The sequence below is a fragment of the Microbulbifer sp. YPW1 genome (genome assembly GCF_013367775.1).
Lineage (GTDB): Bacteria > Pseudomonadota > Gammaproteobacteria > Pseudomonadales > Cellvibrionaceae > Microbulbifer.
This window is the reverse complement of sequence record NZ_CP055157.1, coordinates 3,095,811-3,122,572: the sequence shown is the minus strand read 5'-3', so window position 1 is coordinate 3,122,572 and position 26,762 is coordinate 3,095,811. Positions and strand designations below refer to the sequence as shown.

Sequence of the window (26,762 nt, the reverse complement as noted above, 5' to 3'; positions counted from 1 at the left end):
CTAGCGTTGACCCGATTTCAGCTCAGCGCCCTGACCGGCACGTCATCACGCCGCCCGATCGGCGCATCCAGCACCCGCACCAGAAACTCGGTCAGCACGCCGGCGGTGAAGCCCCAGATTTCGTACCCCTCGTATTCGTAAGCAGGCAGATAGATCCGGCGCTGGTCGATGGTGATACGGTCGGTACGGACGCGCGGATCATCAAAAAAGTATGACAACGGCACCCGGAAGATGGCATCCAGCTCCCCGGGATTGGGAGTCAGCTCCGCATCTGCCGGTACCACCCCCAACCAGGGAGTAACCTGTACCTGCCAGCGCGTGGCCCGGGTCCACAGGGGGCCGAGAACTCGCACCTCTGACGCGGGCAGGCCGATTTCCTCGTGGGTTTCCCGCAGGGCGGTGAATTTCAGGGAGGGGTCGGTTTCATCCCAGCGGCCACCGGGGAGCGAGACTTCGCCCGAGTGGCTGGATAGCTGCTGGGAGCGCAGGGTAAGGATGACCTGCGGGTCGGGCTCATCTGTCAGCGCCAGCAATACCGCCGCGTGGCCGTGCAGATCCGGGCCCCGGGGCACGCGTGCCTGCAGGTCATCCTTCACTGCAGCAAATTTCTGTTCAATGATATTCAGCATTATCGATCTACTCTGTCGCCACTCCGACACCTGTGAAAGGCCATCCGGCGATAAAACTACTATACGCTCTTCGGCGGCAAATGGCCCATAGCCCAAATGGCCGAAGTAAGCGGTGGGCAATCAGACTGCGGCAGAAAAACAGCTCAAGTTGGCTTGTTAGAGACCGCCGCAGTGTTGCTATCGTTCCCCTTATCCATCGGCTTGTATCCGCCCCGCACCTTTTCGCGAAAGGACTGGATCAACGCGAAATAAATGGGAACCAGGAAAGTCGAGAGAATGCTTGCAGCAAGCATGCCACCGAAGACTGCCAGCCCCAGGGATACGCGACTGGCGGCACCTGCGCCCGTAGCCACCACCAGCGGAAAGATCCCCAGAACAAACGCCAGCGACGTCATCAGTACCGCGCGGAAGCGCAGGCGGGTCGCCTGCAGCGCAGATTCTTCTATGGAGAGGCCGCTGTCCCGCTGCAGCATCGCGAACTCCACCATCAGAATCGCCGTCTTCGCCGCCATCGCGATCAACAGCACCAGCCCGATCTGGGTGTACAGGTTGCTGTCGTGCCCCATCACAAAACTGGCGAACAGACCGCCAAAGATGGCGACGGGAATCGCCAGCAGAACGGCGATGGGAATACTCCAGCTTTCGTACTGCGCCACCAGAAACAGGTAGGCAAACAGGATTGCCAGGCTGAACAGGATCGGAGCCAGGTTGCCTGCGCTGATTTCTTCCAGGCTGGCGCCCGTCCACTCAAAGCCGTAGCCCCCGGGTAACTGGTTACCCAGCTCTTCCATAGCCCGCATAGCCTCACCACTGGAGTGTCCCGGCGCCGCGGCACCATTGATCGTAATGCTGTTGTACAGGTTGTAGCGCTGTACTGTTTGCGGCGCGACGATGGGCTCTACCTCGGCCACCGAGCTGACCGGCACCAGGCCACCACTGTTCGCGCGCACAAAAAAGCCCGCAAGATCTTCCTCGCTATCCCGGTACTGCGCGTCGGCCTGGGCCATCACCTTGAACACCTTGCCAAAGCGATTGAAGTCGTTGATGTAATAGCTGCCCAGATACGTCTGCAACGTCAGGTACACATCGGATAGTGGCAACCCCAGGATATGCGCCTTGTCCTTGTCCACCTTCAGTTCCAGTTGCGGTGATGCCGCCTGATAGGTGGTGAACGCCTGGGCAATCTCTGCTCGCTGATTGGCTGCCCCCAACAGGGCATACAGCACGCCTGCCAGCTCCTGAATATCCCGCCCCTCCAGGTCCTCCAGCACATACTCAAAACCGCCGATGGTCCCGAGCCCGGGCAATGCGGGGACGGGGAACGCCTGTACCTGCGCTTCCGGCACCATCGCCCCCAGCTTCTGCACCTTCTGCAGGATCACAAACTGGTTGAGTTCCGGTGTCGTGCGCTCCTCCCAGGGATCCAGTATCACGATCATAAAAGCGGTGTTGGAAGCGAGGCTGTTGGAGAGCAGGCTGAACCCGGGCACCGACGTGACATGAGCGACCCCGTCCATTTTGCGGATTTCTGCACTCAACTTGCTGACCACGGGAGACGTGCGCTTTAACGAGGCGCCATCCGGCAATTGCACGTTCATCATGAAATATCCCTGATCTTCATTCGGGATAAATCCTGAGGGCACCACCGCAAACAGCCAGAAACACAGAGCGCCGGCACCCACAATCGAGGCCAACCCGAGTAGCGGGCGACGCACGCAGAATTGCACAATCGCGGTGTACAGATTGGTGGCGCGGTGCAGGAAGCGATTGAAAAAACCGAAGATACCGTGGCGCTTTTCGCCGTCGCCCCCCTCCGGGGCGCGCAACAGGATCGCGCTCAACGCGGGGCTCAGGGTCAATGCATTGATACTGGAAATAAATACCGAGATGGCAATGGTCATGGCGAATTGCTGGTACATCTTGCCGGTGAGGCCCGGCATCAGCATCACCGGCACAAACACCGAAAACAGCACCGCGGTAGTGGCGATCACCGGGCCCGTCACTTCGCGCATGGATTCCATGGCTGCCTCTTTGGGTGGCAGCCCATCTCCCAACAGTCGCTGGGTGTTCTCCACCACGATGATGGCATCGTCCACAACAATCCCGATGGCGAGAATCAACGCAAACAGGGTGACCGTATTGATGGTCATGCCCAGGGCGTACATCACCGCAAATGTGCCCACCAGCGAGACCGGTATGGCGATAGACGGAATCAGGGTTGCACGCCAGTCCTGCAGAAAGACAAACACCACCAGGATGACCAGCAGCAACGCGATGACCAGGGTTTCCACGACTTCCGCAATTGATGCGCGTACGAATAGAGTGGTGTCGTAAGTGATTTCCGACTCCAGGCCTTCGGGAAAGCGCTTGGAAAGTTCTTCCACCCGCGCGCGGATTTTATCTGCCACATCCAGTGCATTCGCATCCGGCAGCTGGTACACCGCAATAACCGCTGACGGCTTTCCGTCCAGCTCGCCATAGGCACTGTAACTGGCGCTTCCGAGTTCTACCCGGGCCACATCCCGCATGCGCACGATGCCGCCATCGGGACGCGAACGGATGCTGATATTTTCAAACTCCTCGACGCTCTCCAGTCGCCCCTTGGCAATCACGGTGTACTGGAACTGCTGATCCTGTTTGATCGGCGGCGCACCGATTTTGCCTGCGGCCACCTGCAGGTTCTGCTGCCGGACCACGGAGATGACATCATTGGCAGTGACGTCCAGCGCAGCCATTTTGTCCGGGTTCAGCCACAGGCGCATGGCATATTGCTGTGCCCCCAGTATTTCGACATTACTGACGCCGTCCACCCTGGCCAGCTCATCCTTGATAAAGATGTCGCCGTAGTTCGCCAGAAACAGCGTATCGAATTTATCTTCTTTCGAGATCAGGTTGATCACCATCAGGATGGTGTTCGATTGCTTCTGTACGGTAACGCCGCTGCGTGTGACTTCATCCGGCAGGCTCGGGGTTGCCTGCTGTACGCGATTCTGCACGTTGACCTGGGCGATATCGCCGTCGTATCCACTATCGAAGGTCACCGTGAGGCTATAAGTGCCGTCGTTACTGCTGGTGGAGGACATATACTGCATCCCCTCCACACCGTTCACCTGCGCTTCGATGGGCTCGGCCACGCTATCCCGCATCACCTCCGCACTCGCCCCCGGATAACTGGCAGACACCACCACCGTCGGCGGCGCGATATCCGGGTACTGGGCGATCGGAAGTAACGGCAGGCAAAGTACCCCGGCCAGCGAGATAAGAATGGAGATCACCAGCGCAAAGCGCGGGCGGCGGATAAACGTTGCGCTTATCACCGGCGCCTCCCCTGGCAACCGGCACTGCGAAATCTACTTGCTGTCAAAATACGCATCCGGGACCTGGTCTTTTTCGGAAGGCTCTGAATCATCGAGGGCTTTGCCCCCGCGCACTTCCGACTCAAATCGCTCCATTTCCGCGCGCCCGTCCGTACCGGCGGCACCCGCTTCGCGGCGCTCTTGCGGAGACACTTCGCCTTCCCGGAACTGGGAGACGGGGCTGGTTTGCTGGGGCGCGGATTGTTTCTGGATATCTTTGTAGGGATCGAGGGCCGTATTCTGGGGGGTGACCGGATTGTCTGCAGAAACCCGCTGCAGCCCGTTCACCACAATCCGCTCGCCCGCTTTCAGGCCTTTTTGCACGGCCCACAGCATGTTTTCTCGCTGCCCCAGTTCCAGGTAGCGCTTGCGGGCAATATTCTCGTCGTCAACCACGTAAACAAACCGTCCCTGAATGTCTTCGAGGACCGCCGATTGCGGCACCAGCGGCTTTACCGCATCGGCACCGGCGAAAACACTGATCGCCACCCGCGCGAACTGTCCCTGTACCAGCAACCGCTCGGGATTCGGGAAACGCGCCCGCACCAACGCGGAACCCGTAGCCTGATCAATCTGGTTGTTCACAAAGACGATGATGCCGGGATAGGGATAGAAATTGCCGTCCGGCTGCTTGATCCGGACCTCGCGCTTTACCGCCGCCTGCCCCTGTTGGCGTCGGCGCTCCGCCTCCTCCTGCACCGCGAACAAGCGGTTTTCCGGCACCTGGAAAGTTACGTAGATGGGGTCCATGCGGACAATGGAAGTAAGGGGATCGGTGCTGGGGCCAACCAGAGAGCCCTCGGTAAATTCGGAACGGCCGATCAGGCCCGTGAGCGGTGCGCGGATTTCCGTGTAGGAGAGATTGAGTTGTGCGGATTCCAGGTCCGCCTGCATCGCCGCCACCCTGGACTCGGCTTCCTCGAAATTCCCGGTGAGCTCATCCATCTGCACCTTGCTGATGGCGCCGGTTTTCACCAGCTCAAGGCCGCGCCGGTAATTGCGTTGCGCCACCTGCAACGCGGAGCGCGCCTGCGCCAGGTTTGCCCGCTGGTTGTCCAGCGCAGCAATATACGGCCTGGGGTCGATCTGGTAGAGCAGCTCGCCCTTCTGCACCAGCTGGCCTTCGACAAAGTTGCGGGATTCGATATAGCCCTCAACCCGCGGGCGCACCATGTACTCATCCGTGGCTTCCACCCGCCCCACATACTCGTAGCGGGGAACTACCTGGTGTTCGCGCACCGCAAGCACCTCTACAGGAGGCGCCTTGGCGGCAGGCTGCTCTTCTTTCTTGGAGCAGCCAGTAATCGCGCACAGCAACAGGATCGAGATCAAAAATCGCGCCATGGAAAACCAGCCATCGCCTACTACAAAAATGTCCTAACAAACACTATAGAAGGCAGACTGGCGCCCACTCCCTACGCGGGTATACTTGCGCCATGAAATTTTGCAGCCACTGCGGCCATACGGTCGTCTTTGAAATCCCGGCCGGCGACGATCGTCCCCGCCACCTGTGCCACGACTGTGGCGCCATCCATTACGTCAACCCGCGGGTCATCGTTGGCGTGCTGCCTTATCTGGGCGAGCAGGTTCTCCTGTGCAAACGCGCCATTGAACCCCGCTACGGCCTGTGGACACTGCCCGCCGGCTTTATGGAAAACGGCGAGACCAGTGAGCAGGGTGCGCTGCGGGAGTCCTGGGAAGAGGCGCGGGCGAATATCCGCGTCGATGAGCTTTTCTCGGTGTATGACATTCCGCACATCAATCAGGTTTACCTGATCTACCGAGGCGAGCTGAAAGACACCAATTTCGGCCCGGGGCCGGAGTCGCTGGAAGTGGAACTGTTTGACGAAAAGGACATCCCCTGGGATGAGATGGCCTTTCCGGTGATGACACAGACACTGAACCATTACTTCAGTGACCGCGAGAAAGGAAGTTACGGCTTACACCGCGGGGTAATCGAGCGAAAGCTCTGATCCGCCCGGGTCAGGAGACCCGGCAAAAATACCAGCCACTAGCCACAGCGTTCGTCCAGTTTCCACAGGTCGAACGCGGGCTCTTCGTAGGGGTGGGCCTCGCGCATAGCCGCGAGTACATTGTCCACAAGCGCATCCGCGCAGACAGTCTCCACCCGGTATTCCGCCACCTGTTCCACCTCGCCCTGCTGGCCGATAAACGGCTGGCTACCATCGAGCGGCCGGAACTGGCCACTGCCGAGCACCTGCCAGCAGCAGCTGTCGTAATCCCCGATACGCCCGGCGCCCGCGGCAAACAGCGCCTGCTTTACCGGTTCCAGGTGTGACTCGGGGATATAAACACAGAGTTTGAACATGACGATCGCTCGACCCATCGTTCAGAACAGCAGGGTCATCAGCTTGCGCTGGTAAGCGGTCGCTACCGGATCCCCGGCGCCGAGCGCCTTGACGATATCCAGATAGGCCTGCTTGGCCGCGCCATCCGCAAACCCCATATCTTTGCGCAACAGGCCGAGCAGGGTCTCGAGCGCCTCTTCGTGGCGATCGGCCTGGCTGAGTTGTACCGCCAGCTTGTACGCCGCTTCCTGGTCGTCCGGATTTTCCGCCAACGCCTGCTGTAGCGCCTTGATCTCGGGAGAGTCAGCTGCCTGCTGCTTCAGCTCCAGCTGTGCCATCAGCTGCTGGTAGTCGGAGTCCTGGTCTGCCAGAAGGATCTTGCCCAGCACCTGCTCGGCGTCTTTGACCCGGTTTTTTTCCAGCAGAATCGCCGCGTACTGCTTGGCGATATCGGCGCGCTCGCCGGAATCCGTATACGCCTGGCGCAACAGCGGCAGCGCCTCGTCCAGTTGATTCTCACCAACCAGCTTCTGCGCCTGCTGCAATTGCAGATCCCAGGATTTCGGCAGGTACTTGTCCAGCATCTCGCGAATTTCTTTTTCCGGCTGGGCACCGGCAAAGCCATCCACAGGCTGGCCGTCTTTCAGTACCATCACGGTCGGCAGGCTGCGCACGCCCAACTGACCCGCCAGCGCCTGCTCGGTATCCGCGTTGAGTTTCGCGAGCAGGAACTGCCCGGCGTATTCATTGGCCAGTTTTTCCAGTACCGGCATCAACTGTTTACAGGGTTCACACCACTCGGCCCATACATCCACCACCACCGGGCGTTTCATGGACTCTTCGATCAACACCTGCTGGGCGTTCTGGGCTGTGACATCGACGATAAAGTCTTCCACGGTTACTCCTGAAAATTCTGTGTTTTACCCGTCATGGGCGCGCGACCGCAAACTGGCCGCATCATAAACGATTGCGCAGTTGCCTGCCCTGCGCTCAGCCCTTGCTGCCACCCAGGCACTGGGGGCTGGCGGGCGCCTGTCCGGCCCACTCCTCGGGGGTGTAGAGATGCAGCGCCAGGGCATGAATCGGCCCGGCCATTTCATCCGCCAGCACACCGTAGACTTTCTGGTGCCGCTGCACCTTGCGGGTGCCGCTAAAAGCCTCGCTGACAAGGACTACGCGGAAATGCATCTCCGAGCCGGCGGGCACATTGTGCATATGACTTTCACAGTCCACTTCCACATGCGAGGGCGTGAAGGCGCTAGTGAGCTTCTGCTGAATCTGTTCTGCAAGGGACATGTTCGAATACTCCTTTCAACCGAGCCTCTGTCAGGGCCTCTATCAGGCCCGCTCGACGGCCGCCTGGCGTTTGCGCGCGGCAACAATCGTGTCGTATGCCACAGTGACGCTTTTCATCTGGTCTTCCGCATGGCGCATAAACTCTTCCGGCAGGCCTTTGGAGGCCATCTTGTCCGGATGGAACTCTGCCGCCTTGCGGCGATAGGCGAGCTTCAACTCGCGGTCGCTCACATCGGGGCTGCATTCCAGAATATCGTAGTGCGCCTGCAGGCCACCGGTACCGCTCGCACCCGCAGCGCCGCGCCCGAACTCGTTAAACATCGCGGTAAAAATCGACTCATGCAGCCCCAGCGCTTCGGGGATCCTGCGCAGAATCTGTTCTTCAGCCGGATGCAGCTCGCCGTCGGCAAAGGCCACCGCAAATAGCAGGCGATACACCATTTCGCGCATGGCCTGATTGCGAATCAGCTGTCGGTACTGGTTCGCATAATCGTAGATGCTGAAGTTGTCGTCTTTGGCGTTCTGGAAAATCTTGATCGCCTGCTTGCGGTCTTCCGCATTCAGGCGCAGGTTGTTGCTGATGAAATCCTCGATCAGCTGAATTTCCGCCTTGGAGACCTGACCATCCGCCTTGGCCATTTTCGCCAACATGGAAAACAGTGCGACGATAAACACCGTCTGCGCGCCATCGCGGTTCAGGGTAACGCCGGCCTCGCTGAGCTTTTTCAGCCCCGAGCCAAAAGATCCACCGACCCAGGCGCCCAACGCAGCGCCGATAGGGCCGCCAAACATCATGCCGATGCCAGCGCCAATACCTGCTCCCAACCAGGACATAACCTCTCCTTCCACAGCGCTGAAAACCGCGCTGCTGTGTTGCTAAAACGGCGGCCATCTTAGCACGGAGCGCAACAGCGGGCCCCTACCCCCAGAGCAAAACCAGACCAACAGGTCGGCGCGTGGGTCGAGATACAAAAAAACCCCGCCGGAGCGGGGTTTCTGCGGGTGCGAAAGCAGCCATCGAAAACCGGTCAACCGGTCATCGCACGCACCATGGTGATCATGACGCCCGCCGCGACCGCCGAGCCGATCACACCGGCCACGTTGGGCCCCATAGCATGCATCAGCAGGAAGTTGTGCGGATTGGCCTCGAGCCCCAGCTTGTTGGAAACCCGCGCCGCCATCGGCACCGCGGACACACCCGCGGACCCGATCAACGGGTTGATCTTGTTCTTGCTGAGCGCATTCAACAGCTTGGCCATCAGTACACCGGCCGCCGTGCCGATGGCGAAGGCCACGATACCCAGTGCCAGGATACCGAGGGTTTTCGGATCCAGGAACTTGTCCGCCGCCAGCTTCGAGCCCACAGACAGGCCGAGGAAGATGGTGGTGATATTGATCAGCGCGTTCTGCGCGGTGTCGGACAGGCGCGATACCACACCGCACTCCCGCATCAGGTTACCGAAACAGAACATACCGAGCAGCGGCGCTGCATCCGGCAGGAACAGGGCAACCAGGATCAACAGCACCAGCGGGAATACGATCTTCTCGCGCTTGCTGACCGGGCGCAGCTGGACCATCTCGATACGACGCTCCTGCTCGGTGGTCAGCGCACGCATGATTGGCGGCTGGATCAGTGGCACCAGCGCCATGTAGGAGTACGCCGCTACGGCAATCGCTCCCAGCAGGTCCGGGGCCAGCAGGCTGGACACGTAGATCGCCGTGGGGCCGTCAGCGCCGCCGATGATACCGATGGCGGCGGCGTCTGCGATGGAGAAGTCCATGATACCCAGGGCGGACATGCCCACCGCGCCAAGCACCGTGGCAAAGATGCCGAACTGGGCCGCAGCACCGAGGAACAGGGTGCGCGGGTTGGCCAGCAGCGGTCCGAAGTCCGTCATGGCACCAACGCCCATAAAGATCACCAACGGCGCCACACCGGAGGCAATCGCCACGCTGTAGAAGTTGTACAGCATGCCGTTGTTGTAACCGGCATCCGCAGCCACCTGGGCCGCGCGCTCATGGGCCGCAGCGGGAGCGCTTTCCAGCGCAGCCTTTAGGCCCTCGACGGATTCAAATGCTCCCAAGCCCAGCGCCTGTGCAAGCTGGGACAGCACGCCCGCATCGCCTGCGTAAATCGCCGCTTCCACCGCCGGCACCGCCAGGTTGGCACCGGGAATGTTGGCCAGGATGCCGCCGAAACCGATCGGCACCAGCAACAGGGGCTCAAAGTTTTTGCGGATGGCGAGGAACAGCAGCCCCAGGCACACCAGCATCATGGCGAACTGCCCGAATGCCATCTGGTTGGCGCCGGACGAGAGCCAGAGATTTGTTATGTTTTCCACAAGCGCCCCCGTTAAGCGATGGTCAGCAGGGCATCGCCCACCGCCACTGCATCGCCTTCCTTGATGGTCACCCCGGTTACACTACCGGCGCGCGGCGCACTGACCGCGGTTTCCATCTTCATGGCTTCCAGAATCACAATGTTCTGGCCCTCGGTCACCTGGTCGCCGGGCTTGACCAGCACCTTGAAGATATTGCCCGCCAGCGGCGCCTTCACCGCCTCACCGGTGCCAGCCGCAGCCGGCGCTGCTGCCGGGGCGCCCGCCGCAGCGGCTTCACCACCCACCTTGACCATGCCCGTGACATCGCCGCCATCGGCGACGGTAACGGTGTAGCTCTGCCCTTCCACGGAGACGGTGTAAACACTTTCACCCGCGTCGTTTTTCACTTCCGAGGATTCCTTGCCGGTGGGCACCGGTTCGAAGGCGTCCGGGTTATCGCGGTTCTTCAGGAACTTGAGGCCGATCTGCGGGAACAGCGCGTAGGTCAGCACGTCGTCGATCTGGCCCTCGCCTTCGGTCAGCAAGATATCGTCCGCCGCCGCTTTTTCCTGCAGCTCTGCGGCGAGCTTGTCCAGCTCGGGCGCCAGCTGATCCGCGGGGCGGCCGGTGACCGGCTCAGCGCCGTCCAGTACCTTGTCCTGCAGTTCCTTGTTCACCTCGGCCGGGGTCGCGCCGTACTCGCCCTTGAGTACCGCCGCGGTTTCCTTGGAGATGGACTTGTAACGTTCACCGGTCAGCACGTTCAGCACCGACTGGGTGCCCACAATCTGGGAGGTCGGTGTCACCAGCGGGATAAAGCCCAGGTCCTTGCGCACGCGCGGAATTTCTTCCAGCACCTCGTCGAGACGGTCGCCCGCGCCCTGTTCGCGCAGTTGGTTCTCCATATTGGTGAGCATGCCGCCCGGCACCTGAGCCACCAGAATGCGCGAGTCAACGCCGCGCAGGGAGCCTTCGAACTTCGCATACTTTTTGCGGACTTCACGGAAATACGCGGCAATCTCTTCCAGCAGATTGATATCCAGGCCGGTGTCGCGTTCGGTGCCTTCCAGAATCGCTACCACCGCTTCGGTGGGGCTGTGTCCGTAGGTCATGGACATGGAGGAGATGGCGGTATCGATATTGTCGATGCCCGCTTCCACACACTTGAGCGCGGTAGCAGTGGACAGGCCGGTGGTGGCATGACACTGCATGTGAATGGGGATATCCACCGCATCCTTGAGGCGTTTTACCAGCTCGTAGCCCTCGTAGGGGCGCAGCAGGCCGGCCATATCCTTGATCGCGATGGAGTCGGCACCCATATCTTCGATCTGGCGCCCCAGATCTACCCACAGGTCCATATTGTGAACCGGGCTCACGGTATAAGAAATGGTGCCCTGTGCATGCTTGCCCTGCTTTTTCACGGCCGCGAGCGCGGTTTGCAGGTTGCGCATATCGTTCATGGCATCAAACACGCGGAATACATCCACACCGTTGGTGGCTGCGCGCTCGACAAATTTTTCCACCACGTCATCGGCGTAGTGGCGATAGCCGAGAATATTCTGGCCGCGGAACAGCATCTGTTGCGGCGTGTTCGGCATGGCTTTTTTCAACTCGCGAATCCGCTCCCACGGATCTTCGCCCAGATAGCGGATGCACGCGTCAAAAGTCGCACCGCCCCAGGACTCCAGAGACCAGAAACCGACTTTGTCCAACTTCTCTGCGATGGGCAGCATGTCATCCAGCCGCAGGCGGGTGGCGAATAGCGACTGGTGGGCGTCGCGTAGGACTACGTCCGTAATCCCCAATGGCTTTTTAACCTCAGTCATGGGTCGTCTCTCTTGGAAAGTTGATCTTGAAAAGTTCGATAACGCGCTGCTCTGGCGCCGGGAGTTCTTTCGAATCCCACCCGGCCAACCCAGGCCGTTCGTTGAGTACTTGGGTTTTGGCCCGCGTGTTAGCGACGCTTATTGCGGTGCTGCTCGATGGCAGCCTCGATAATTTTTTTCAGGCGCGCATCCCCGGGCCCGGCAGCAGGCGCTGGGGCTGGGGCTGGAGCGATAACGGGCTCAGGCTCAGGAAAAAAACGTGTGATAACGCGGGACATGATGGTCGTGCAGATAACCAGAACCAGCAGGAACGTGAAAACAATCCCCATGCCGAACAGCGTGATATCCAGACCTTGCTGCATCAGTGACTCTTGCACCTGTATCCCCTCGCAAAATGCTTTTTATGTATGTGTTCCGATTTTTCGGGCGATATTATCAATACAAGATCCTTTCAAAATCAAACACTTATTAGTTACAGAAGCAACCAAGAACCCGCCAATTAACGATGATTTCTACCATTTTCGCTACCAAATTCGACCAGGGCTCCCATCCCATGCGGGTGTCGATTAATTGCACAGCAGGCAGTGGAATTTCGTACAATAGCCGGCCATCGAAGCCCTATAACCGCTAGCAGTACTGGCTATCAGAGACCCATGCAAAATACGCAGCCCCCAATCCCGAACGCGACACCGGATACGCCGATGATTTACCAGGCGCCAATGGAGGGTGTCATCGATCACCATGTGCGGGCACTTCTGTCCAGAATTGGCGGTGTGGATATCTGTGTGACCGAGTTTGTGCGTGTTACTCACACACGATTGCCGCGCAGGGTCTTCACCCGCCTGTGTCCCGAACTGGACCAGGGCGCGCATACCCCCAGCGGCACCCCGGTCAAACTGCAGTTACTCGGCGGCAACCCGCAGGCCATGGCGTACAACGCGGCCAAAGCAGTAGACGCCGGTGCCATATCCATCGACCTCAACTTTGGCTGCCCGGCGAAGTCGGTCAACAATAGCGACGGCGGCGCCTGCCTGCTCCAGTCCCCTTCCCGGGTGGAGGGCATCGTGGCCGCGGTTCGCAATGCGGTGCCCGCAGAGATTCCGGTATCCGCCAAAATCCGGCTGGGCTACAGCGACCGCAGCAGCTACCTCGACAATGCCCGCGCAGCCGAGGCCGGCGGCGCATCCGAGCTGGCGGTACACGCCCGTTCCAAGGTGGATGGCTACCGTCCCCCTGCGTACTGGGAATACATTGGCGAGATTCGCGAGCAACTGGGTATCAGGGTGATTGCCAATGGTGACTTGTGGACCCTGGACGATTTCAAGCGCTGCCGCGAGGTCACCGGCTGTGACGCTTACATGTTCGGCCGCAGCCTGCTGGCGCGACCAGATATAGGACTCCAGATTCAGGCCCTGTGCGAGGGGCGCGACTACCAGCCGCTGCAATGGCACCAGGTAGCCACCCTGCTGTATGACTACTATTCCACAACCAAGGATATTTACCCGGCCAAGTATCTCGGCAACCGCATCAAGCAGTGGCTCGCGTATCTCAAACTCAGCTACCCGGAAGCCATCCGCTTTTTTGAACAGATCAAGCGCCACCGTGACCCGGAGCTGCTGGAACAGGCTTTTGCAGAGCACATGAGGCCCGCGGAAGGGGGCAGCGACCTACGCCATGACCACGCTGAAAGCAGCGCCGCATAGGCTGAATCCGCGCCTCGAACAGGGCACATTACCCGCCCGCAAAAAAAGCTGAAAAAAGTGCTTGCAAAGACCCGGGGCCCGCGGCAGAATGCGCGCCCTATCGAGCTGAACCGGCGATCTCCGGAAAGCCAAGAAGTTCGGTAACCTGCGGATTTTTAAAGAGTTTTTTAAAAATTTCTTTAAAAAAGAGTTGACGAAGCCAAGGCAAGTCACTATAGTTCGCAACCACAACGACGCGCTCGTAGCTCAGCTGGATAGAGTACCTGGCTACGAACCAGGCGGTCGGAGGTTCGAATCCTCCCGAGCGCGCCATACAAGAAAGGCCCGAACTTGAGAAAGTTCGGGCCTTTTTCTTTTCTGTCCTCACAACCACAATTAATTCGCTTAGTGATGGATCAGTTACCAGTTCAAGTTACCGCTGGAGTCGAGTTGAGCTCACCGGGAGCCTGAAATACCTTCCTGAATGTAAAAGCCGCCGCCGATGGGCCGCTTTCTCGCAGAATATTTAGCCTTTCTGCCGCCTCCTCGATTGAGGGGATGTGACCAACAGGAACCCACCAAAGTACCATGTGGACCTCGCCCATCTTTTCAAACCACTCTTGCTTACGGCGCATGATCTCTACATGGGCAGAGCGATAAACGTAGCTGTGTAGAGCCTCGACCGACTCCCAAACGGATAGATTCACGATCTTATCGGAACCAAAATAATCAACCCCGGTAGCATCCCCTTCTTCTGTTTGGAGCCGCCACACAAAGCCTTGAGACGCCTCCGCCAGAGCATTAACTCTATCGAGGTTCGCCACAAAATCTGCGAGCTGCGGCGAATCGATAGGCGCACTCAGCGTAGCGATATTGAGTTGTGCAATTTGATGAAGACTCATTGTTTCCTCCTTGAAAACACGTCAAGCGACTAAGGAAAGCAGCTTGATCTGTGAACTTTTTGCATAAAAGTGGCAGCTCAGTGATCCTAGCATCTCAAGCGCAAGCTACTGCGTACCACGGACGACCGATGGCCCGGAGTATCTTCCCCCGGCCTTGTTAGCCATTTCATGGCTCAGGACTGAAAAGAGCTGCACCGACGCTTAAACCAACCGGTACGCTTTTTATAATTCACGGGGCAATTTTCTTTACACTCGGCCCCCAACTCCTTCAGCGATTCAGCTTCCTTGAAGTGTGCAACAGTTTCCCCAGAAACTACATGCTTGTAACCTGGCTCGCTAGATGTCACTAGAAAATAGTTATTACTATCCCCGATCAATATTTTTTCACTAGCCAGTGCATATACATCGAATCTCCACATACCCCAAGAACTCCAATTATGCATTATCAAGCAATCTGACATTGTTCTTAAGGGCTCTCGGTCTTCCTCCGAATGAGAAAGTGGAGATAGACCAATGGTGGCAACCATCAGTATTTTTATTATTTTCATGCTCGACTTTCCTTATGATGGCTAACGCCCGCAACAGGGGCGACCAATGCTATGCACGTTTTGTGCGAAACTGGGAGCGCAGCGACCCGCACAAAATGTGCATAGCGTTGGGCGTTCCGCGGAGGCCCGATGGGCCGGAGCATTCTGCTTGCGTTTGTTAGTAGTTTTAGCGCCACGGGTTTAGACGCTCAATACTCTTGGTTTTAAGATTTACCTTGTAATACCAATCTTGCCAACCATTAATTTTATGCGAAGGTTCAAATGAAACGATCGGACATTCACCTTCTATGGAATGGCGTGCGAAAGTATAGAAACCCGAATACTCGGGCGGCTGAACTGAAAAGAGTAGATCGAGCTCGTCAGATGTATATACCTCAAGCAAGGTGCCTTCGTCCTTGATTTTTAGTATCTCACCGGTATCAAGTTTACTTTCCATTGACTACTAACGCTCAAATAAAAAGCGTGCTTTTGTTTGCGTCTTTTTTCATTTTCTTGTTAGGCATATTCACTTTTCATTAACATTAACGACAAGGGTTCCCGTTAATAAGTCATGTAAGCAGCGCTTGTCTTTCCTGAAAATAAACAAAGAATCAATAATTATTATTATAAGGCCAATAAATATAGGAAAAATAACTATTATTATCGGAAGAATCCTCAATAAAAAATACTTATAAAAAGGAATAACCTGACCGCTTTTGGAGCCTATCACTCGTATCCCTACATACATTTTTCCAAAAGACTGACCTTTTTTATGTAAATAATAGGCATTAACAAGAGCATAACTTAAAATGCCAATAACTAGAGAGCAGATGATCATACGAAGCACTGTAATATTTCCTACGCGAGCTTCCTCTAACAATATAAACCAAAGAAGTGGAAATAAAAGGAACGCCGCAGTGGCTGAATCAATTAACGTCGCTATCAAACGAGAACTTCGAGATGCAAGTCTAGTCAAATTATCAGGTTCACCTGCAACTGACTTTAGTGGTTTAAACGGTTTCTCTTCTTTCAATATCGAGTCCTTACTTTTCAATGTAACGTTTAGCGAAAAGGTGCATTTTTCATTTTAGGTCTTTTTCGACACGTAGATATGAGGAAATTTTTCAAGATCCGCTTTCATGTTCTACTCATCAAATTGTAACTCACGGCCAGTTTCTGACATCAGTCACCCTATCAATAATAACCCGTTTTGTCCGCTATCTAGAGCAGAGACTTGAGTCTGCTTACTAACGCCCACGGCAGGGGCGGTTTGCCTTATGCGCGTTTTGCGCGAAAATGGGAGCAAAGCGACCCGCGTAAAACATGCATAAGGTAAGCCGTCCCGCGGAGGGCCGTAGCCTTACTGCCGTTTTGGCCGCCCTGGTTCACTTTATGGCTCCCAATATAGCCAAGACTACAAAGGACAAAACCAACAAGAGTATGGCGAGCATAGTAATTTGCATTGGAGAGATAGCCGTGAAGATGATGGCGCAAAGCCAGGCTATGCCAATAACTAAAGCTGATGCTCTGAATGCCTTCTTATTCATGTGAAATTTCCCTATCCACTTTTTTTCAAGCAACTGAATGGAAGCTTCTCTGAACACTAAGAAACTTAACGCCGCGAGCAGCGGCATGATCTGCTACCACTTTCGTGGACACTTTATGCACAAAAATGGGAGCGCAGCGACCGTGCAAAAAGCGCACAAAGTAAGACGTCGGATGCATTGCATTGTTATGAGTTTGGTTTAACACCGGAGCCACTTCCTGCCTTCTGCACTCTGATCATAATTCAAGAGGCGTACTTTTATCGCCGGATTTGAGCTCATTAAATACTCAGGAAAATCTTTCGGGAAATTGCTTCCACAGATAGCCAATTTACCGGTATCCAGGGCGCCAACCAGAACGCGTATTGTGTTCCAGTGGTCGTAGCTCTCCTTTGAGACGATAAGAACATTTGGTGAATGTCCATAGACAGCCACGCCACGCTCATTCTTACTGTTGAAAACTCTTAGATCTCTTTTCGTATACGCCAAACCTGGATCAATGGCGATTTCACATAAATATGGAAAAGCCGAAGTCTTGTATTTGTGCATGACTACATGGACTCATAACGCCGCGCTCAGCCGCAGCTTACTTTGGGCGCTTTGTTGCGCGAAAATAGGAGCGTAGCGACTGCGCAACAAAGTGCTTAAAGTAAGATGTCGGCTGCAGCGCCTGGTTATGGCTGACGCGCTCCGAAGTACCTACGGGCACCGAATGCGCCGAAGCTCCTTTAAAACAAGGAAAGAACTTCCAGCTTCCCCCAACCAATTATTCTCTTATTGGCACTCCGCATTGCTGCAGCGGAGTTGCCCCGATTCCTACGGACTTAAACGAAAGCACTAGGAACGAAACTGCTTGATTTTATCATGGCAAATAGCCAAATACTGCGGGCCAAAACAGTGCTTTCAATTACACGCTGGCACACGCCACAAATTTAACGGCCCGGCACCATAACGCCGCCAGCAGGGGCAGCGTAGCTTGTGCGTGTTTTGTGCAAAAATGGGAGCGAAGCGACCTGCGCAAAACGTGCACAAGGTAAGCTGTCCCGCGGAGGGCCGGAGGCCCGGAGTTTTACTGCCTGGCTTTGTTAAATGCTGAACTCTAGGGCATCCTCGCGCTCTGCATATACCTTTTTTAGCGCAGCTTTTAGCTCATTAAGCTGACTAAAATTTTTCGGAAAACCCAAAAATATAGTTTCCGTGCTAACCAACGTAACTCGCAAGCCAGTACTCTCTACAACGCAATGAGATGCTGTATTGTACCCGCCATTAATTTGATCATTGTACTCAAAGTAGATGCCGTCTTTTGAACCGGTTTGTTCTGTCAGCCCTTTTTGCCACATGAAATAGCGACCGCAGTTACCGGCCATGGACACTGTACATACATCATTTTCTACTAATTCTATTCGGTGTTCTTGGCTCATATGCTCTTCGGATAACTTGAATATTTAACGCCCAGCGCAGGCGCAGCCAGCGCGGAGCACATTTTGTGTTAATGTTTGAGCGCCAGCGAGTAACACAAAATGTGCGTAGCGTTGGCTGTCGCTCTGCCGCTGCTCGTTAAGTGAATCAGGACCCATGGTACTTTAGAATCTCAAATACTTTTATATGCTTACACTCATGGGAATTCTCTGGTTCGTATTTTTCACAGTAATTTGATTCATAGCCAGACACTTTTTCTGCGTTTACAAGTTTGCTACATACTACTGTTGCTTTACCTTTTGAAAAATACGTTTGCCCGCTCCCGTATTCACCCGTACTAAAGACAACCCCCAACTCCCCTCTAGCCAATGGCCCACAATCGTATACTTTCAGCTCTACGACTTCATTCGCCGAGCAAGAAAGAGCCGTCAATAAGAGGTTGAGAGCAACACAGATTCTCTTCACTTGCATACTCACTTAACGCCGCCAGCAGGGGTAGCTTACCTTGTGGGCGATTTGCGCGAAAATGGGAGCGCAGCGACCCGCGCAAAACGTGCACAAGGTAAGCTGTCCCGCGGAGGGCCGAAGGCCCGGAGCTTTACTGCCTGGCATTGTATGGTGTACATGCTCTCTCAAACGGGCAAAATTGAGGCCCACCTCTGGCTGCAACCAGAGGCCTTTTATGCGGTAGTTCGATGCCTGTCTGGCTCCTCTGTCGAGAGACCGTTAACAAGTGGGAACGCCGCATAAACTCAAAGTAACAACTCGAATAGTCATCAGGGCCTCGAGCTCGTATTGCAAGCAAGAGTTAACTTACCAATGAACCACTCACAAGACAATGAAGTCAATGTCGGCATAGATACCGGCAAGACCCAGCTCGATATTTATATACGCCCTCTTGGCGAATACTTTGCTGTCAGCAACGATGCGAAAGGTGTTCGCGAAGCTATTAAGCGCATCAAAGCACATCAGCCAACGCGCATCGTTATTGAAGCCACTGGCCGCCTGGAGCATACCTTCGTGTTCGCTGCTGCAAAACATAATCTACCTGTAGTTGTCGCCAATCCTCTTCATGTACGGCGGTTTGCTGGAGCCATTGGGCAGCTCGCGAAAACAGACAAGATCGATGCTCAGCTGATCGCCCACTTTGGCGAGAGCATCAAGCCTACTCAAACAGCTGTGGCGCCGGAAAATGACAGAAAAATCAGTGACTTACTCGTTCGCCGGCGACAGTTGATGGAGATGCAGACGATGGAAAAGAACCGTCTATCCATCATGCCCAAAGAGCTGCGCACCAGCATTAACACCATGCTGAAAACGATCAAAGCGCAGATCGATAAGATAGATGCTGCCCTTGATGGCATGATTGCCCAAGCTGACGACTGGAAAGAGAAAAATGAAATTCTCCAAAGTGTGCCCGGAGTGGGCAAAGTCATGGCTTACACGTTACTTAGCGACCTTCCAGAACTCGGCACCCTGAATAACAAAGAGATCGCGGCACTTGTCGGGGTGGCGCCGATCAACCGAGAGAGCGGCCGCTACCAGGGCCTTCGCCGAATACGCGGTGGACGCCATCAAATACGCACAGTTATGTTCATGGCGATGATGTCGACCATCCAATGCAATAAGAAATTCAAAGACCACTATGAGCGACTCAGAGCAGCCGGCAAACGGCCGAAGGTTGCTCTGGTGGCATGCATGCGCAAGATGATTGTTATCCTCAACAGCATGGTACGAAATGGTACTGCCTGGGAGGGAAACATGGCCTAAGCGGTTGACTCAGAGCCATAGTCACTTGTTATAACCGGGCCTCCTACGCGCGAATTTCTACACTTTTTGGGTTCAGCGCCATTGATAGCTCTCTGAAGATTCTATCCTCTACCTGAGAAATGCCGCCTTCAATTAGCTCTTTAGGCTCTACAACAACCTTGGGCTTTCTTTTAAAGAGTCCCTTGATTGATAGTTTCTTCTCGGCTGTTACTAAACAGTTCCAGGCCGCGTCAAAATTAGCGACCAATAATCTCTGCGTTGAGAATGCCTCTTTTGAGCTTTCGGAAACGATTTTCGAGCCATTTGATAGCTCTATTTTATTCCTATAGATCTTTAATTTTACTTCCATCGTGGCTCAACTAATTAGTTATAACGCCGTGCGCAGCGGCGGCTTACTTTGTGGATTTTTTGCGCGAAAATAGGAGCGTAGCGACTGCGCAAAAAAGTGCGCAAAGTAAGACGTCGGTCTGCCGCACCTTGTTAAGCGCCTACGGACTTCAGTAGTTCAATGACTCTGTGGTGTAAACCTGCGGGCTCAGGGAACAAATTTTTTGAGTACAACCAGTTAGTGTGCGTCCCGATTGATAAATATCCAGTTTTCAACTTATAACTCGGATTTACGTAAATGTCTCCGCTTTCAAGTATTTCTTTGACCATGTTTGGCGTTAATGTCCAGCGGTGGCCTTGCTTCTTATTTGGACGCCTGTCATCAAGGTGGCACTCGATTCCATTGATCGTACGCTTTAACGTTGTTGTTTGATTTGTCGTTTCGAAAATTTTTAACTCTGTTACGCCTTGATCAATTGTTGAATTGTCAGCGTAATCCTCAGCTTCCTGGGTCTCCTCCTTAATGAAGGTTCTCCATGCTAACCAAGCGACAAAGCCAGCAATCAAGGTCTGTGCGATCTTGGTAATTAAATCTATTGAATCTAAAACGCATTGCCACATAGGTTAATTCTTTTTCTTCGCTTAACGCCGCGATCAGCCGCGGCTTACTTTGTGTGCTTTTTGCACGAAAATGGGAGCGCAGCGACCGTGCAAAAAGTGCACAAAGTAAGGCGTCGGCTGCATTGCTTTGTTAAGCGCCGCGGGCTCCACGAAACCTCCAAACTAGCTCGCTAAGGCCTGCACTACGCATGCATAAGAACAGCCCAACACATATTTCAACTACCGTGACAACTTCTGCAAATATCGTTTCGATATAGACAACATCACTCATGTACATGGATTTTGAAAGGAATGAAATCATAAGTGCATTGTTTATGAAATCTGGAATCGCCCACGACAAAATATAGATACCGAGAACACAACATGACACAGATATAAGACGCTCGGCGTCCTGAGATAAATTGACATTTAACTCGACTTCTTTCGGAAATAGCTTTTTCGCCACCAAGTTTGGAAATTTGACGAATACCAATGCACAAAGAAAAATCAATAAAATTTCAAGAATCGTAATAAATGTGTATACACGAACACTATCATCACTACTTCCGACTAAAGTACTTAAAAACGAGTACTGTAGTGAAATGGTGCGAAGGCCTAGAAAGATTAGCAGGATGCCGCAAACCTTTATCCCTACTGTTACTAGATCTTGAAATTTCATGCTATTCCTTTAGTGACGCTTAACGCCGCGCACAGGGGCGGCTTACTTTATGCGCGTTTTGCGCGAAAATGGGAGCGCAGCGACCTGCGCAAGACGCGCATAAAGTAAGCCGTCCCTTTGCTGCGCATTGTTAGCTTTTTTTGCTCGATCCACCTGGCGATTTGGGAGGCTTCACAGATGGCATAGGCGTATTAGTGCCTGTTATCGGCAAGCCTCTGCCATTTTCTTTGATTATTCTATCTCGGCTGGGTGAACCGGGTTTGTTTTTATCAGACATTGACTTCTCCTTAGTAGTACGTGTTTACAAGGTATTGTTCGGCTTCTTTTTCAGCTTCTTGCAGAATTTTTTTCTTTTTAGGAAGAACTAGATCTTTTAGTGCCTTCTTTTCCGCCTTTAGCGATTTATCCTTAAGACTGATATACAAATCGTGAATTTCTTTTTCTGTAAGCTCACCTTCAGCAACCGAAAACCAATGCCTCTCACAGTCAAGTGAAATATCCTGAATTTGATCATTGAGGTCGCTGATTGGCTTTAACCTTTGTTTAAATGGCAAAAACGGCTTGATCGCCGTAACCACTTGTGACAACGCAATAATTACGGCCCAAAGTAGCTGATATTCTTGCCAGATGGCCCATGCTGCAATACTCGAAGATGACGTAATTGCGAGAAGTATGTTGATGGCCTTATCCCACCACTCTGACCTCGCAGCATAATTGTGGAGATAGATGACGTGAGTTTTTAGCTCCCTTATGAGGCTCCAATATTTTTGTTGATACTGACTCATTATAATTTCTATATTTTTTGATGCTTCGGAAAGCTAACGCCCAGCGCAGGCGCAGCCAATGCGGAGCGCATTTTGTGTTAATGTTTGAGCGCCAGTGAGTAACACAAAAGGTGCGTAGTGTTGGCTGTCGCTCTGCCGCTGATTGTTATGTTTTTAGGGCTCATAGGTTGCTACCTCGCTGAGCCACCAGTTTAACTTATCATTGAGCTGCCAGGGCTCAGGTGTTTCAAAGGCTTCTTGTAGCACTTGCGATTCTGTTTTTACATCCAAAGCCTCCACTACTAGGTTCCCACTCTCCCACAGAGTGGCTCTAGCAAGTAACCCATTCCCATCTATTTCAACATAACGAGCTTTAACGGAATCACCTAGTTCTTCCATGATGAAAACGGCAAAGCCTTCAGCTCTAAATATTTTTGATTTGGAATTCTTCCATTCTTCGAGGTATGTGAGCAGCTCATTCATAGTGAAACATAACGCCCAGCGCAGGCGCAGCCAGCGCGGAGCACTTTTTGTGTTAATGTTTGAGCGCCAGCGAGTAACACAAAAAGTGCGTAGCGTTGGCTGTCGCTCTGCCGCTGATTGTTAAGCACCTACTCGCTATCCAACCCATATTTGCTTTTTAAAAACTCCTCTCTCTCCAAGAGCTCTTCGTATTTCTCAGAAAGCACGGTTTTCAACTGTTCTCGATTTAGGCTTCCCATGTACTCTGGATTTTCTTCATACATACGCCTTAAAGTTTTTACCGCTGACGTTCCGCACGACCTATGCTGCATCCGAAAATTATAATATTCATGCCAAGATAGATGGTCATCAACATTACAATCCCCATAATAAAAATCAACTCTCGCACACTCACTTATATGATGTGAATGTAAAGGCGTTCCGTAATAGCTCATCCACTCAATATATGAAATCTTGCGATTCCCGTCTTCGTCCAATGATTTGAAAAAGGTTGAAGGAACCCACCGGCAACCTCCTGAAGGGGCTGGACCTACGATAAAAGGTACAACAATTATCACGAAGATTATTCTTGCCATCATTGTGCTTAACGCCCACGGCAGGGGCGGCTTACCTTATGCGCTTTTTGCGCGAAAATGGGAGCAGCGCGACCCGCGCAAAACGTGCATAAGGTAAGCCGTCCCGCGGAGGCCCGAAGGGCCGGAGCTTCACTGCCCGTGATTGTTAAGTGTGGCATTTCTCGATACCCACTTCATACACACCACCTTTAGGCTGCAACATTTCTACGTGTTTAATCCTACGTTTTTCATGCCAACCACAGAAATTGAAGTCTTTTTCTGTTTGGTGGCAGATGGCTAATGCTGCCTGGATATTTCTTGCTTTTACATTGGTGCAATTCAATTTTGTGCACGAACCGCTACTTTCAATTTTTACCTCAACTGCACGGTGCGCAGTAACTTCAGATACACAATTCGCTTGAGCCAATGCAGTGATTGAAAAAATAAGTAGAGCTACGTTAATTACTATTCCAAGTGCTTTCATCAGTACTGACACTTAACGCCTTGCTCAGCGGCGGCTTACTTTATGTGCCTTTTGCGCAAAAATGGGAGCGTAGCGACCGCGCAAAAGGTGCATAAAGTAAGACGTCGGCTGCAGCAAATTGTTATGTGCGTTCAGGGTGCTGACTCTCGATCTCCGGAGAGCAGGGGCTATAGATTTCAAGTATCTCATTCTCACTCCAGAGACGATATAAATTTGCTTTTCCATTTATTTCTTCATACCAGCTGAACTTCTCTCTGAGATAGTTGAGGTAATCTGATTCAGAAACTACCGACAAGAAGCCATCACTACTTAACTTAAGCGAGGAGTCTCCACTATCACAAGACTCATTGATTACTTGAAAAGTATAAATAAGATCAAATTTAATTTTCAGCTTTTGGGCTTTCCTTGGAGAATATACTAGGTGTGCTCCTTCTACTGGAGCGCCCTCTTCTTTAGTAGATGATGAACCTGACTTGACCATTTCCAACAAAATGATAGAAATCCCCAAATTTTCATAGGAAATTGTGTCAATTAACCATGAGTAAGCTTTATCCAATTCACTCTTCATACTAATTACACATAACGCCCAGCGCAGGCGCAGCCAGCGCGGAGCGCATTTTGTGTTAATGTTTGAGCGCCAGCGAGTAACACAAAAGGTGCGTAGCGTTGGCTGTCGCTCTGCCGCTGATTGTTAGGCACGACGGAACCACTTAAAGTGAAGAAACCTAAGAAATTTTGCTTTCTTGTTTTCTGGCTTCTTGTATCTATTGCAATACTTCCAAAATGGCAGCTTCTTTTCATCAAGTTCACTCGAAAAATCATACTTAATTTCGAATTTCGATCCATTCTCGTGAAGTATAAAGTGAACTACATTCCAGTTTGCCAAGTTAAAATCAGATTGCTTTTCATACAATGTTAAAAAAAGATCGTTGATTGCCTTACTTGCATCATGTTTCAGAGTGAAACTACCTTCTTTCTCAAGATAATTACCGTTCCATATTGTTGTGACGTGGCTGTGTGGCTTCTTGAAAAATATAAAATGAATCTTTTTCCGAGAATCTGGAGTTACATTGTAGATTAGCTGGGCTATCGACTTATAAATTAACTGTTCTTCCGTCATATGACTCTCAGATAGCTGCCTAACGCCGCGCACAGGGGCGGCTTACTTTATGCGCGCTTTGCGCGAAAATGGGAGCGCAGCGACCAGCGCAAGACGTGCATAAAGTAAGCCGTCCCTTTGCTGCGCTTTGTTAAGCGCTTGGCGCTGGACAAGAGGGTTCCTTGTCCACTACCGGCGACAGAAACTTAGTCAACTTTCCTGCGCAAATTAAGTAGAAATTTGGATCTGAGTCAGCATTTTTCGATTGGACGGCAGAGTGAATGACTTTGCCTTTAGAATACAAAGTTGATTCAAAATTCTTCGTGTTTTGGGGATTTACTATAACTGAGAGACGAAGCTCATCCGAAAGAACAAACTCTTGAGATCCATATGAGCCTGTCTCTACAACAAATTCTTGGATAGGGTTCTGATCCACTACAACTTGTAGCTTAAATTGATTGTTCTCGCTAGCTGATGCGACCCCGGAAAATAGTACAAGTAATACTGATGCAACTATGATTTTCATTTTTTATTTCCTTATTGTGACTCTCAGTGCTTAACGCCGCGCTCAGCCGCGGCTAACCTTGTGCGCTTTATGCGCGATAATGGGAGCGACAGCGACCAGCGCATAAAGTGCACAAGGTTAGCCGTCGGCCTGCAGCACCTTGTTAAGCCAGCCAGAGCTCATACAGGCACCACGCGCCATAGATAGTTAAAGGGAGTACAAGAATCCCATAAAACACAATGGCCGTAGGCACAGTAAATAGCATTACGAGCGTTATGCCAGTTCCTAACAATACTGCGGGCACACCCAAAACTGTAGAAATCGCCTTTTCAAGTGTACCAATTTTAGACAAAGGAGTTTCTTTGTAGAGCAGCCTCCAAAGTTGCACCAAAGCTAGACATGGAACAATGAGCAGGAAAGCCGTTTGATATGGATCTGGACCAAAATCAGACTTACCTCCATTTAAGACCACCATTCCAAGAGCAGCTGTTAGATAGAGCACCCAGACAGTTCCAGGAATTATTGATATCAGCCCGATTATTCTGCTCTTTCTTTTCATAATGGCTTAACGCCCACGGCAGGGGCGGCTTACCTTATGCGCTTTTTGCGCGAAAATGGGAGCGGAGCGACCCGCGCAAAACGCGTATAAGGTAAGCCGTCCCGCGGAGGCCCGAAGGGCCAGAGCTTCACTGCCCGTGATTGTTATGCTAGCGGACTTCGAACACGTACAATTTCTTTGGCGTGCCTTCAATGGGAACCCAAACTTCCCTCACCCCTTTAAAGTCCAAGACTAAATTTGAATCCTCGATAATTTTTTGGCCAAATACCAGGCCTTCTGATGAAGTTGAATAAACGCCACACCAATTGCTACCCATGTACAAGGGTGCTTCATTTTCGGGAGTAGTAACTAAATAGACTTCACCCGCGGGCCTTTCAATCTTTAATTGGTGCTCATCCATAGCTTCAGCTGAGATGAAAGCTTTACCTTCCAGAGTTAGGACAACAGGTAATTCTATTTCATGCTGTGCTTGAGATTGACAGCCAATTAGAAAAAAAGAAAAGAAAAACGCTATGTATATTCTCATTACTTTTACTCACTGAGCATAACGCCGCGCTCAGCCGCGGCTAGCTTTGGGCGCTTTATGCGCGATAATGGGAGCGAAGCGACCGCGTATAAAGTGCACAAAGTTAGACGTCGGCCTGCAGCGCTTTGTTAAGTAATTTAAATTTTTGCCCGATAAAATAGCCGGCAAAAATAACAACTATACCAATCAATATACTGATCAGATATACCTCTGTTGGAATCGGATAGTCAACACGGAATAAGGCTAAAGGTATAAATACAACGAACCCAAATCCCGCTGAATATGCAGCCACACAAATCGAAAAATACAGCGACACTTTATAGCCATTCTCTATCGCATACAGAAGAACTGAAGTAGCTACTAGAGCTAATATTATTCCGATTACAAGTACGGACTTCCCAGACGCCCAAATTTGAACAGGCGCAAGTGCAGCCACGCTGCCACCGATCATTGAGAAAATTCCTGACAACGTCTCTTTGACGCTCGCACTTTCTTTTTGCATGTATTCACTTAACAGTTTATTCAAAAGCCCAGGTCATATATCACCTTGCCACATATCCAATTTGGCACCACTGTTTAAATGTGACCTAAAAGGCCTGTT

General features: G+C 52.6%; 31 protein-coding genes and 1 tRNA gene. 4 read left to right on the top strand and 28 right to left on the bottom strand.

What is annotated here, in order from left to right; translation table 11 throughout:
- Positions 1-17 precede the first annotated feature (17 nt).
- The 3 genes from HUW35_RS12745 to HUW35_RS12735 form a co-directional block, all read right to left on the bottom strand.
- Positions 18-629 carry a CoA pyrophosphatase gene (locus tag HUW35_RS12745; RefSeq protein WP_181252663.1) on the bottom strand — a complete coding sequence of 204 codons (612 nt, stop codon included), beginning with the start codon at positions 627-629 and terminating at the stop codon, positions 18-20.
- 143 nt (positions 630-772) lie between these two features.
- Entirely contained in the window at positions 773-3,946 is a 3,174-nt protein-coding gene (locus HUW35_RS12740) for an efflux RND transporter permease subunit (protein ID WP_181252662.1), read from the bottom strand.
- A 33-nt stretch (positions 3,947-3,979) separates the two neighbouring features.
- Positions 3,980-5,329 (bottom strand): efflux RND transporter periplasmic adaptor subunit, encoded by a 1,350-nt coding sequence (locus tag HUW35_RS12735; RefSeq protein WP_181252661.1) that lies wholly within the window; start codon positions 5,327-5,329, stop codon positions 3,980-3,982.
- A 92-nt stretch (positions 5,330-5,421) separates the two neighbouring features.
- On the opposite strand from HUW35_RS12735, the gene HUW35_RS12730 reads away from it, so the two are divergent.
- Complete coding sequence (locus HUW35_RS12730) at positions 5,422-5,958, top strand: NUDIX hydrolase (RefSeq protein WP_181252660.1); 537 nt, start codon at positions 5,422-5,424, stop codon at positions 5,956-5,958.
- A 38-nt stretch (positions 5,959-5,996) separates the two neighbouring features.
- Here HUW35_RS12730 and HUW35_RS12725 read toward each other — a convergent pair whose 3' ends face one another.
- From HUW35_RS12725 to HUW35_RS12695, 7 genes are all read right to left on the bottom strand, one after another.
- Positions 5,997-6,314 carry a YqfO family protein gene (locus HUW35_RS12725; RefSeq protein ID WP_181252659.1) on the bottom strand — a complete coding sequence of 106 codons (318 nt, stop codon included), beginning with the start codon at positions 6,312-6,314 and terminating at the stop codon, positions 5,997-5,999.
- Positions 6,315-6,335: 21 nt separating this feature from the next.
- On the bottom strand, positions 6,336-7,190 hold the full coding sequence (gene trxA / locus HUW35_RS12720) for a thioredoxin (RefSeq protein WP_181252658.1): 855 nt from the start codon (positions 7,188-7,190) through the stop codon (positions 6,336-6,338).
- A 94-nt stretch (positions 7,191-7,284) separates the two neighbouring features.
- Positions 7,285-7,590 carry a BolA family transcriptional regulator gene (locus tag HUW35_RS12715; protein ID WP_181252657.1) on the bottom strand — a complete coding sequence of 102 codons (306 nt, stop codon included), beginning with the start codon at positions 7,588-7,590 and terminating at the stop codon, positions 7,285-7,287.
- A gap of 42 nt (positions 7,591-7,632) precedes the next feature.
- Positions 7,633-8,424 (bottom strand): co-chaperone DjlA, encoded by a 792-nt coding sequence (gene djlA, locus HUW35_RS12710; RefSeq protein WP_181252656.1) that lies wholly within the window; start codon positions 8,422-8,424, stop codon positions 7,633-7,635.
- Positions 8,425-8,618: 194 nt separating this feature from the next.
- Complete coding sequence (locus tag HUW35_RS12705; protein ID WP_370464620.1) at positions 8,619-9,887, bottom strand: sodium ion-translocating decarboxylase subunit beta; 1,269 nt, start codon at positions 9,885-9,887, stop codon at positions 8,619-8,621.
- 56 nt (positions 9,888-9,943) lie between these two features.
- Positions 9,944-11,737, bottom strand: a complete 1,794-nt coding sequence (gene oadA / locus HUW35_RS12700; RefSeq protein ID WP_181252654.1) for a sodium-extruding oxaloacetate decarboxylase subunit alpha — start codon at positions 11,735-11,737, stop codon at positions 9,944-9,946.
- A 128-nt stretch (positions 11,738-11,865) separates the two neighbouring features.
- Complete coding sequence (locus HUW35_RS12695) at positions 11,866-12,099, bottom strand: OadG family protein (protein WP_181252653.1); 234 nt, start codon at positions 12,097-12,099, stop codon at positions 11,866-11,868.
- A gap of 291 nt (positions 12,100-12,390) precedes the next feature.
- Between HUW35_RS12695 and HUW35_RS12690 the strand changes: the two genes are divergently transcribed.
- Complete coding sequence (locus HUW35_RS12690) at positions 12,391-13,440, top strand: tRNA-dihydrouridine synthase (RefSeq protein ID WP_255463275.1); 1,050 nt, start codon at positions 12,391-12,393, stop codon at positions 13,438-13,440.
- 235 nt (positions 13,441-13,675) lie between these two features.
- Positions 13,676-13,752: transfer RNA gene (locus HUW35_RS12685), tRNA-Arg, on the top strand.
- A 95-nt stretch (positions 13,753-13,847) separates the two neighbouring features.
- Here the strand turns inward: HUW35_RS12685 and HUW35_RS12680 are convergent.
- The 6 genes from HUW35_RS12680 to HUW35_RS12655 all read right to left on the bottom strand — a co-directional run bounded on the left by HUW35_RS12680 (position 13,848) and on the right by HUW35_RS12655 (position 17,813).
- Entirely contained in the window at positions 13,848-14,321 is a 474-nt protein-coding gene (locus tag HUW35_RS12680) for a DUF3291 domain-containing protein (RefSeq protein ID WP_181252652.1), read from the bottom strand.
- A gap of 173 nt (positions 14,322-14,494) precedes the next feature.
- Positions 14,495-14,869, bottom strand: coding sequence for a hypothetical protein (locus tag HUW35_RS12675; protein ID WP_181252651.1), 375 nt, complete (start codon positions 14,867-14,869; stop codon positions 14,495-14,497).
- A gap of 166 nt (positions 14,870-15,035) precedes the next feature.
- On the bottom strand, positions 15,036-15,305 hold the full coding sequence (locus HUW35_RS12670; RefSeq protein ID WP_181252650.1) for a hypothetical protein: 270 nt from the start codon (positions 15,303-15,305) through the stop codon (positions 15,036-15,038).
- Between the two features lie 69 nt (positions 15,306-15,374).
- Positions 15,375-15,881, bottom strand: coding sequence for an RDD family protein (locus HUW35_RS12665; RefSeq protein WP_181252649.1), 507 nt, complete (start codon positions 15,879-15,881; stop codon positions 15,375-15,377).
- Between the two features lie 712 nt (positions 15,882-16,593).
- Positions 16,594-16,941 (bottom strand): hypothetical protein, encoded by a 348-nt coding sequence (locus HUW35_RS12660; protein WP_181252648.1) that lies wholly within the window; start codon positions 16,939-16,941, stop codon positions 16,594-16,596.
- A gap of 536 nt (positions 16,942-17,477) precedes the next feature.
- Positions 17,478-17,813, bottom strand: a complete 336-nt coding sequence (locus tag HUW35_RS12655) for a hypothetical protein (RefSeq protein ID WP_181252647.1) — start codon at positions 17,811-17,813, stop codon at positions 17,478-17,480.
- Positions 17,814-18,630: 817 nt separating this feature from the next.
- Here HUW35_RS12655 and HUW35_RS12650 point away from each other — a divergent pair.
- Positions 18,631-19,581, top strand: a complete 951-nt coding sequence (locus tag HUW35_RS12650; protein WP_181252646.1) for an IS110 family transposase — start codon at positions 18,631-18,633, stop codon at positions 19,579-19,581.
- A gap of 43 nt (positions 19,582-19,624) precedes the next feature.
- On the opposite strand, the gene HUW35_RS12645 is transcribed toward HUW35_RS12650, so the two are convergent.
- From HUW35_RS12645 to HUW35_RS12590, 12 genes are all read right to left on the bottom strand, one after another.
- Positions 19,625-19,930: a hypothetical protein gene (locus HUW35_RS12645; RefSeq protein WP_181252645.1), complete on the bottom strand. Its 306-nt coding sequence runs from the start codon at positions 19,928-19,930 to the stop codon at positions 19,625-19,627.
- A gap of 131 nt (positions 19,931-20,061) precedes the next feature.
- A complete protein-coding gene (locus HUW35_RS12640; RefSeq protein ID WP_181252644.1) occupies positions 20,062-20,529 on the bottom strand; it encodes a hypothetical protein in 468 nt (155 codons plus the stop codon).
- 130 nt (positions 20,530-20,659) lie between these two features.
- On the bottom strand, positions 20,660-21,187 hold the full coding sequence (locus HUW35_RS12635; protein ID WP_181252643.1) for a hypothetical protein: 528 nt from the start codon (positions 21,185-21,187) through the stop codon (positions 20,660-20,662).
- A 287-nt stretch (positions 21,188-21,474) separates the two neighbouring features.
- Complete coding sequence (locus HUW35_RS12630; protein ID WP_181252642.1) at positions 21,475-21,972, bottom strand: hypothetical protein; 498 nt, start codon at positions 21,970-21,972, stop codon at positions 21,475-21,477.
- Positions 21,973-22,125: 153 nt separating this feature from the next.
- Complete coding sequence (locus HUW35_RS12625) at positions 22,126-22,434, bottom strand: hypothetical protein (protein ID WP_181252641.1); 309 nt, start codon at positions 22,432-22,434, stop codon at positions 22,126-22,128.
- Between the two features lie 720 nt (positions 22,435-23,154).
- Positions 23,155-23,472, bottom strand: a complete 318-nt coding sequence (locus HUW35_RS12620) for a hypothetical protein (protein ID WP_181252640.1) — start codon at positions 23,470-23,472, stop codon at positions 23,155-23,157.
- A gap of 121 nt (positions 23,473-23,593) precedes the next feature.
- A complete protein-coding gene (locus HUW35_RS12615) occupies positions 23,594-24,040 on the bottom strand; it encodes a hypothetical protein (protein ID WP_181252639.1) in 447 nt (148 codons plus the stop codon).
- Positions 24,041-24,163: 123 nt separating this feature from the next.
- Positions 24,164-24,592: a hypothetical protein gene (locus tag HUW35_RS12610; RefSeq protein WP_181252638.1), complete on the bottom strand. Its 429-nt coding sequence runs from the start codon at positions 24,590-24,592 to the stop codon at positions 24,164-24,166.
- Between the two features lie 130 nt (positions 24,593-24,722).
- Entirely contained in the window at positions 24,723-25,097 is a 375-nt protein-coding gene (locus tag HUW35_RS12605; RefSeq protein WP_181252637.1) for a hypothetical protein, read from the bottom strand.
- A 142-nt stretch (positions 25,098-25,239) separates the two neighbouring features.
- The gene (locus HUW35_RS12600) at positions 25,240-25,635 is read right to left on the bottom strand and encodes a hypothetical protein (RefSeq protein ID WP_181252636.1); all 396 of its coding nucleotides are present in this window, start codon (positions 25,633-25,635) and stop codon (positions 25,240-25,242) included.
- A gap of 148 nt (positions 25,636-25,783) precedes the next feature.
- On the bottom strand, positions 25,784-26,161 hold the full coding sequence (locus HUW35_RS12595) for a hypothetical protein (RefSeq protein WP_181252635.1): 378 nt from the start codon (positions 26,159-26,161) through the stop codon (positions 25,784-25,786).
- A 103-nt stretch (positions 26,162-26,264) separates the two neighbouring features.
- Positions 26,265-26,663, bottom strand: a complete 399-nt coding sequence (locus tag HUW35_RS12590) for a hypothetical protein (RefSeq protein ID WP_181252634.1) — start codon at positions 26,661-26,663, stop codon at positions 26,265-26,267.
- Positions 26,664-26,762: the final 99 nt, after the last annotated feature.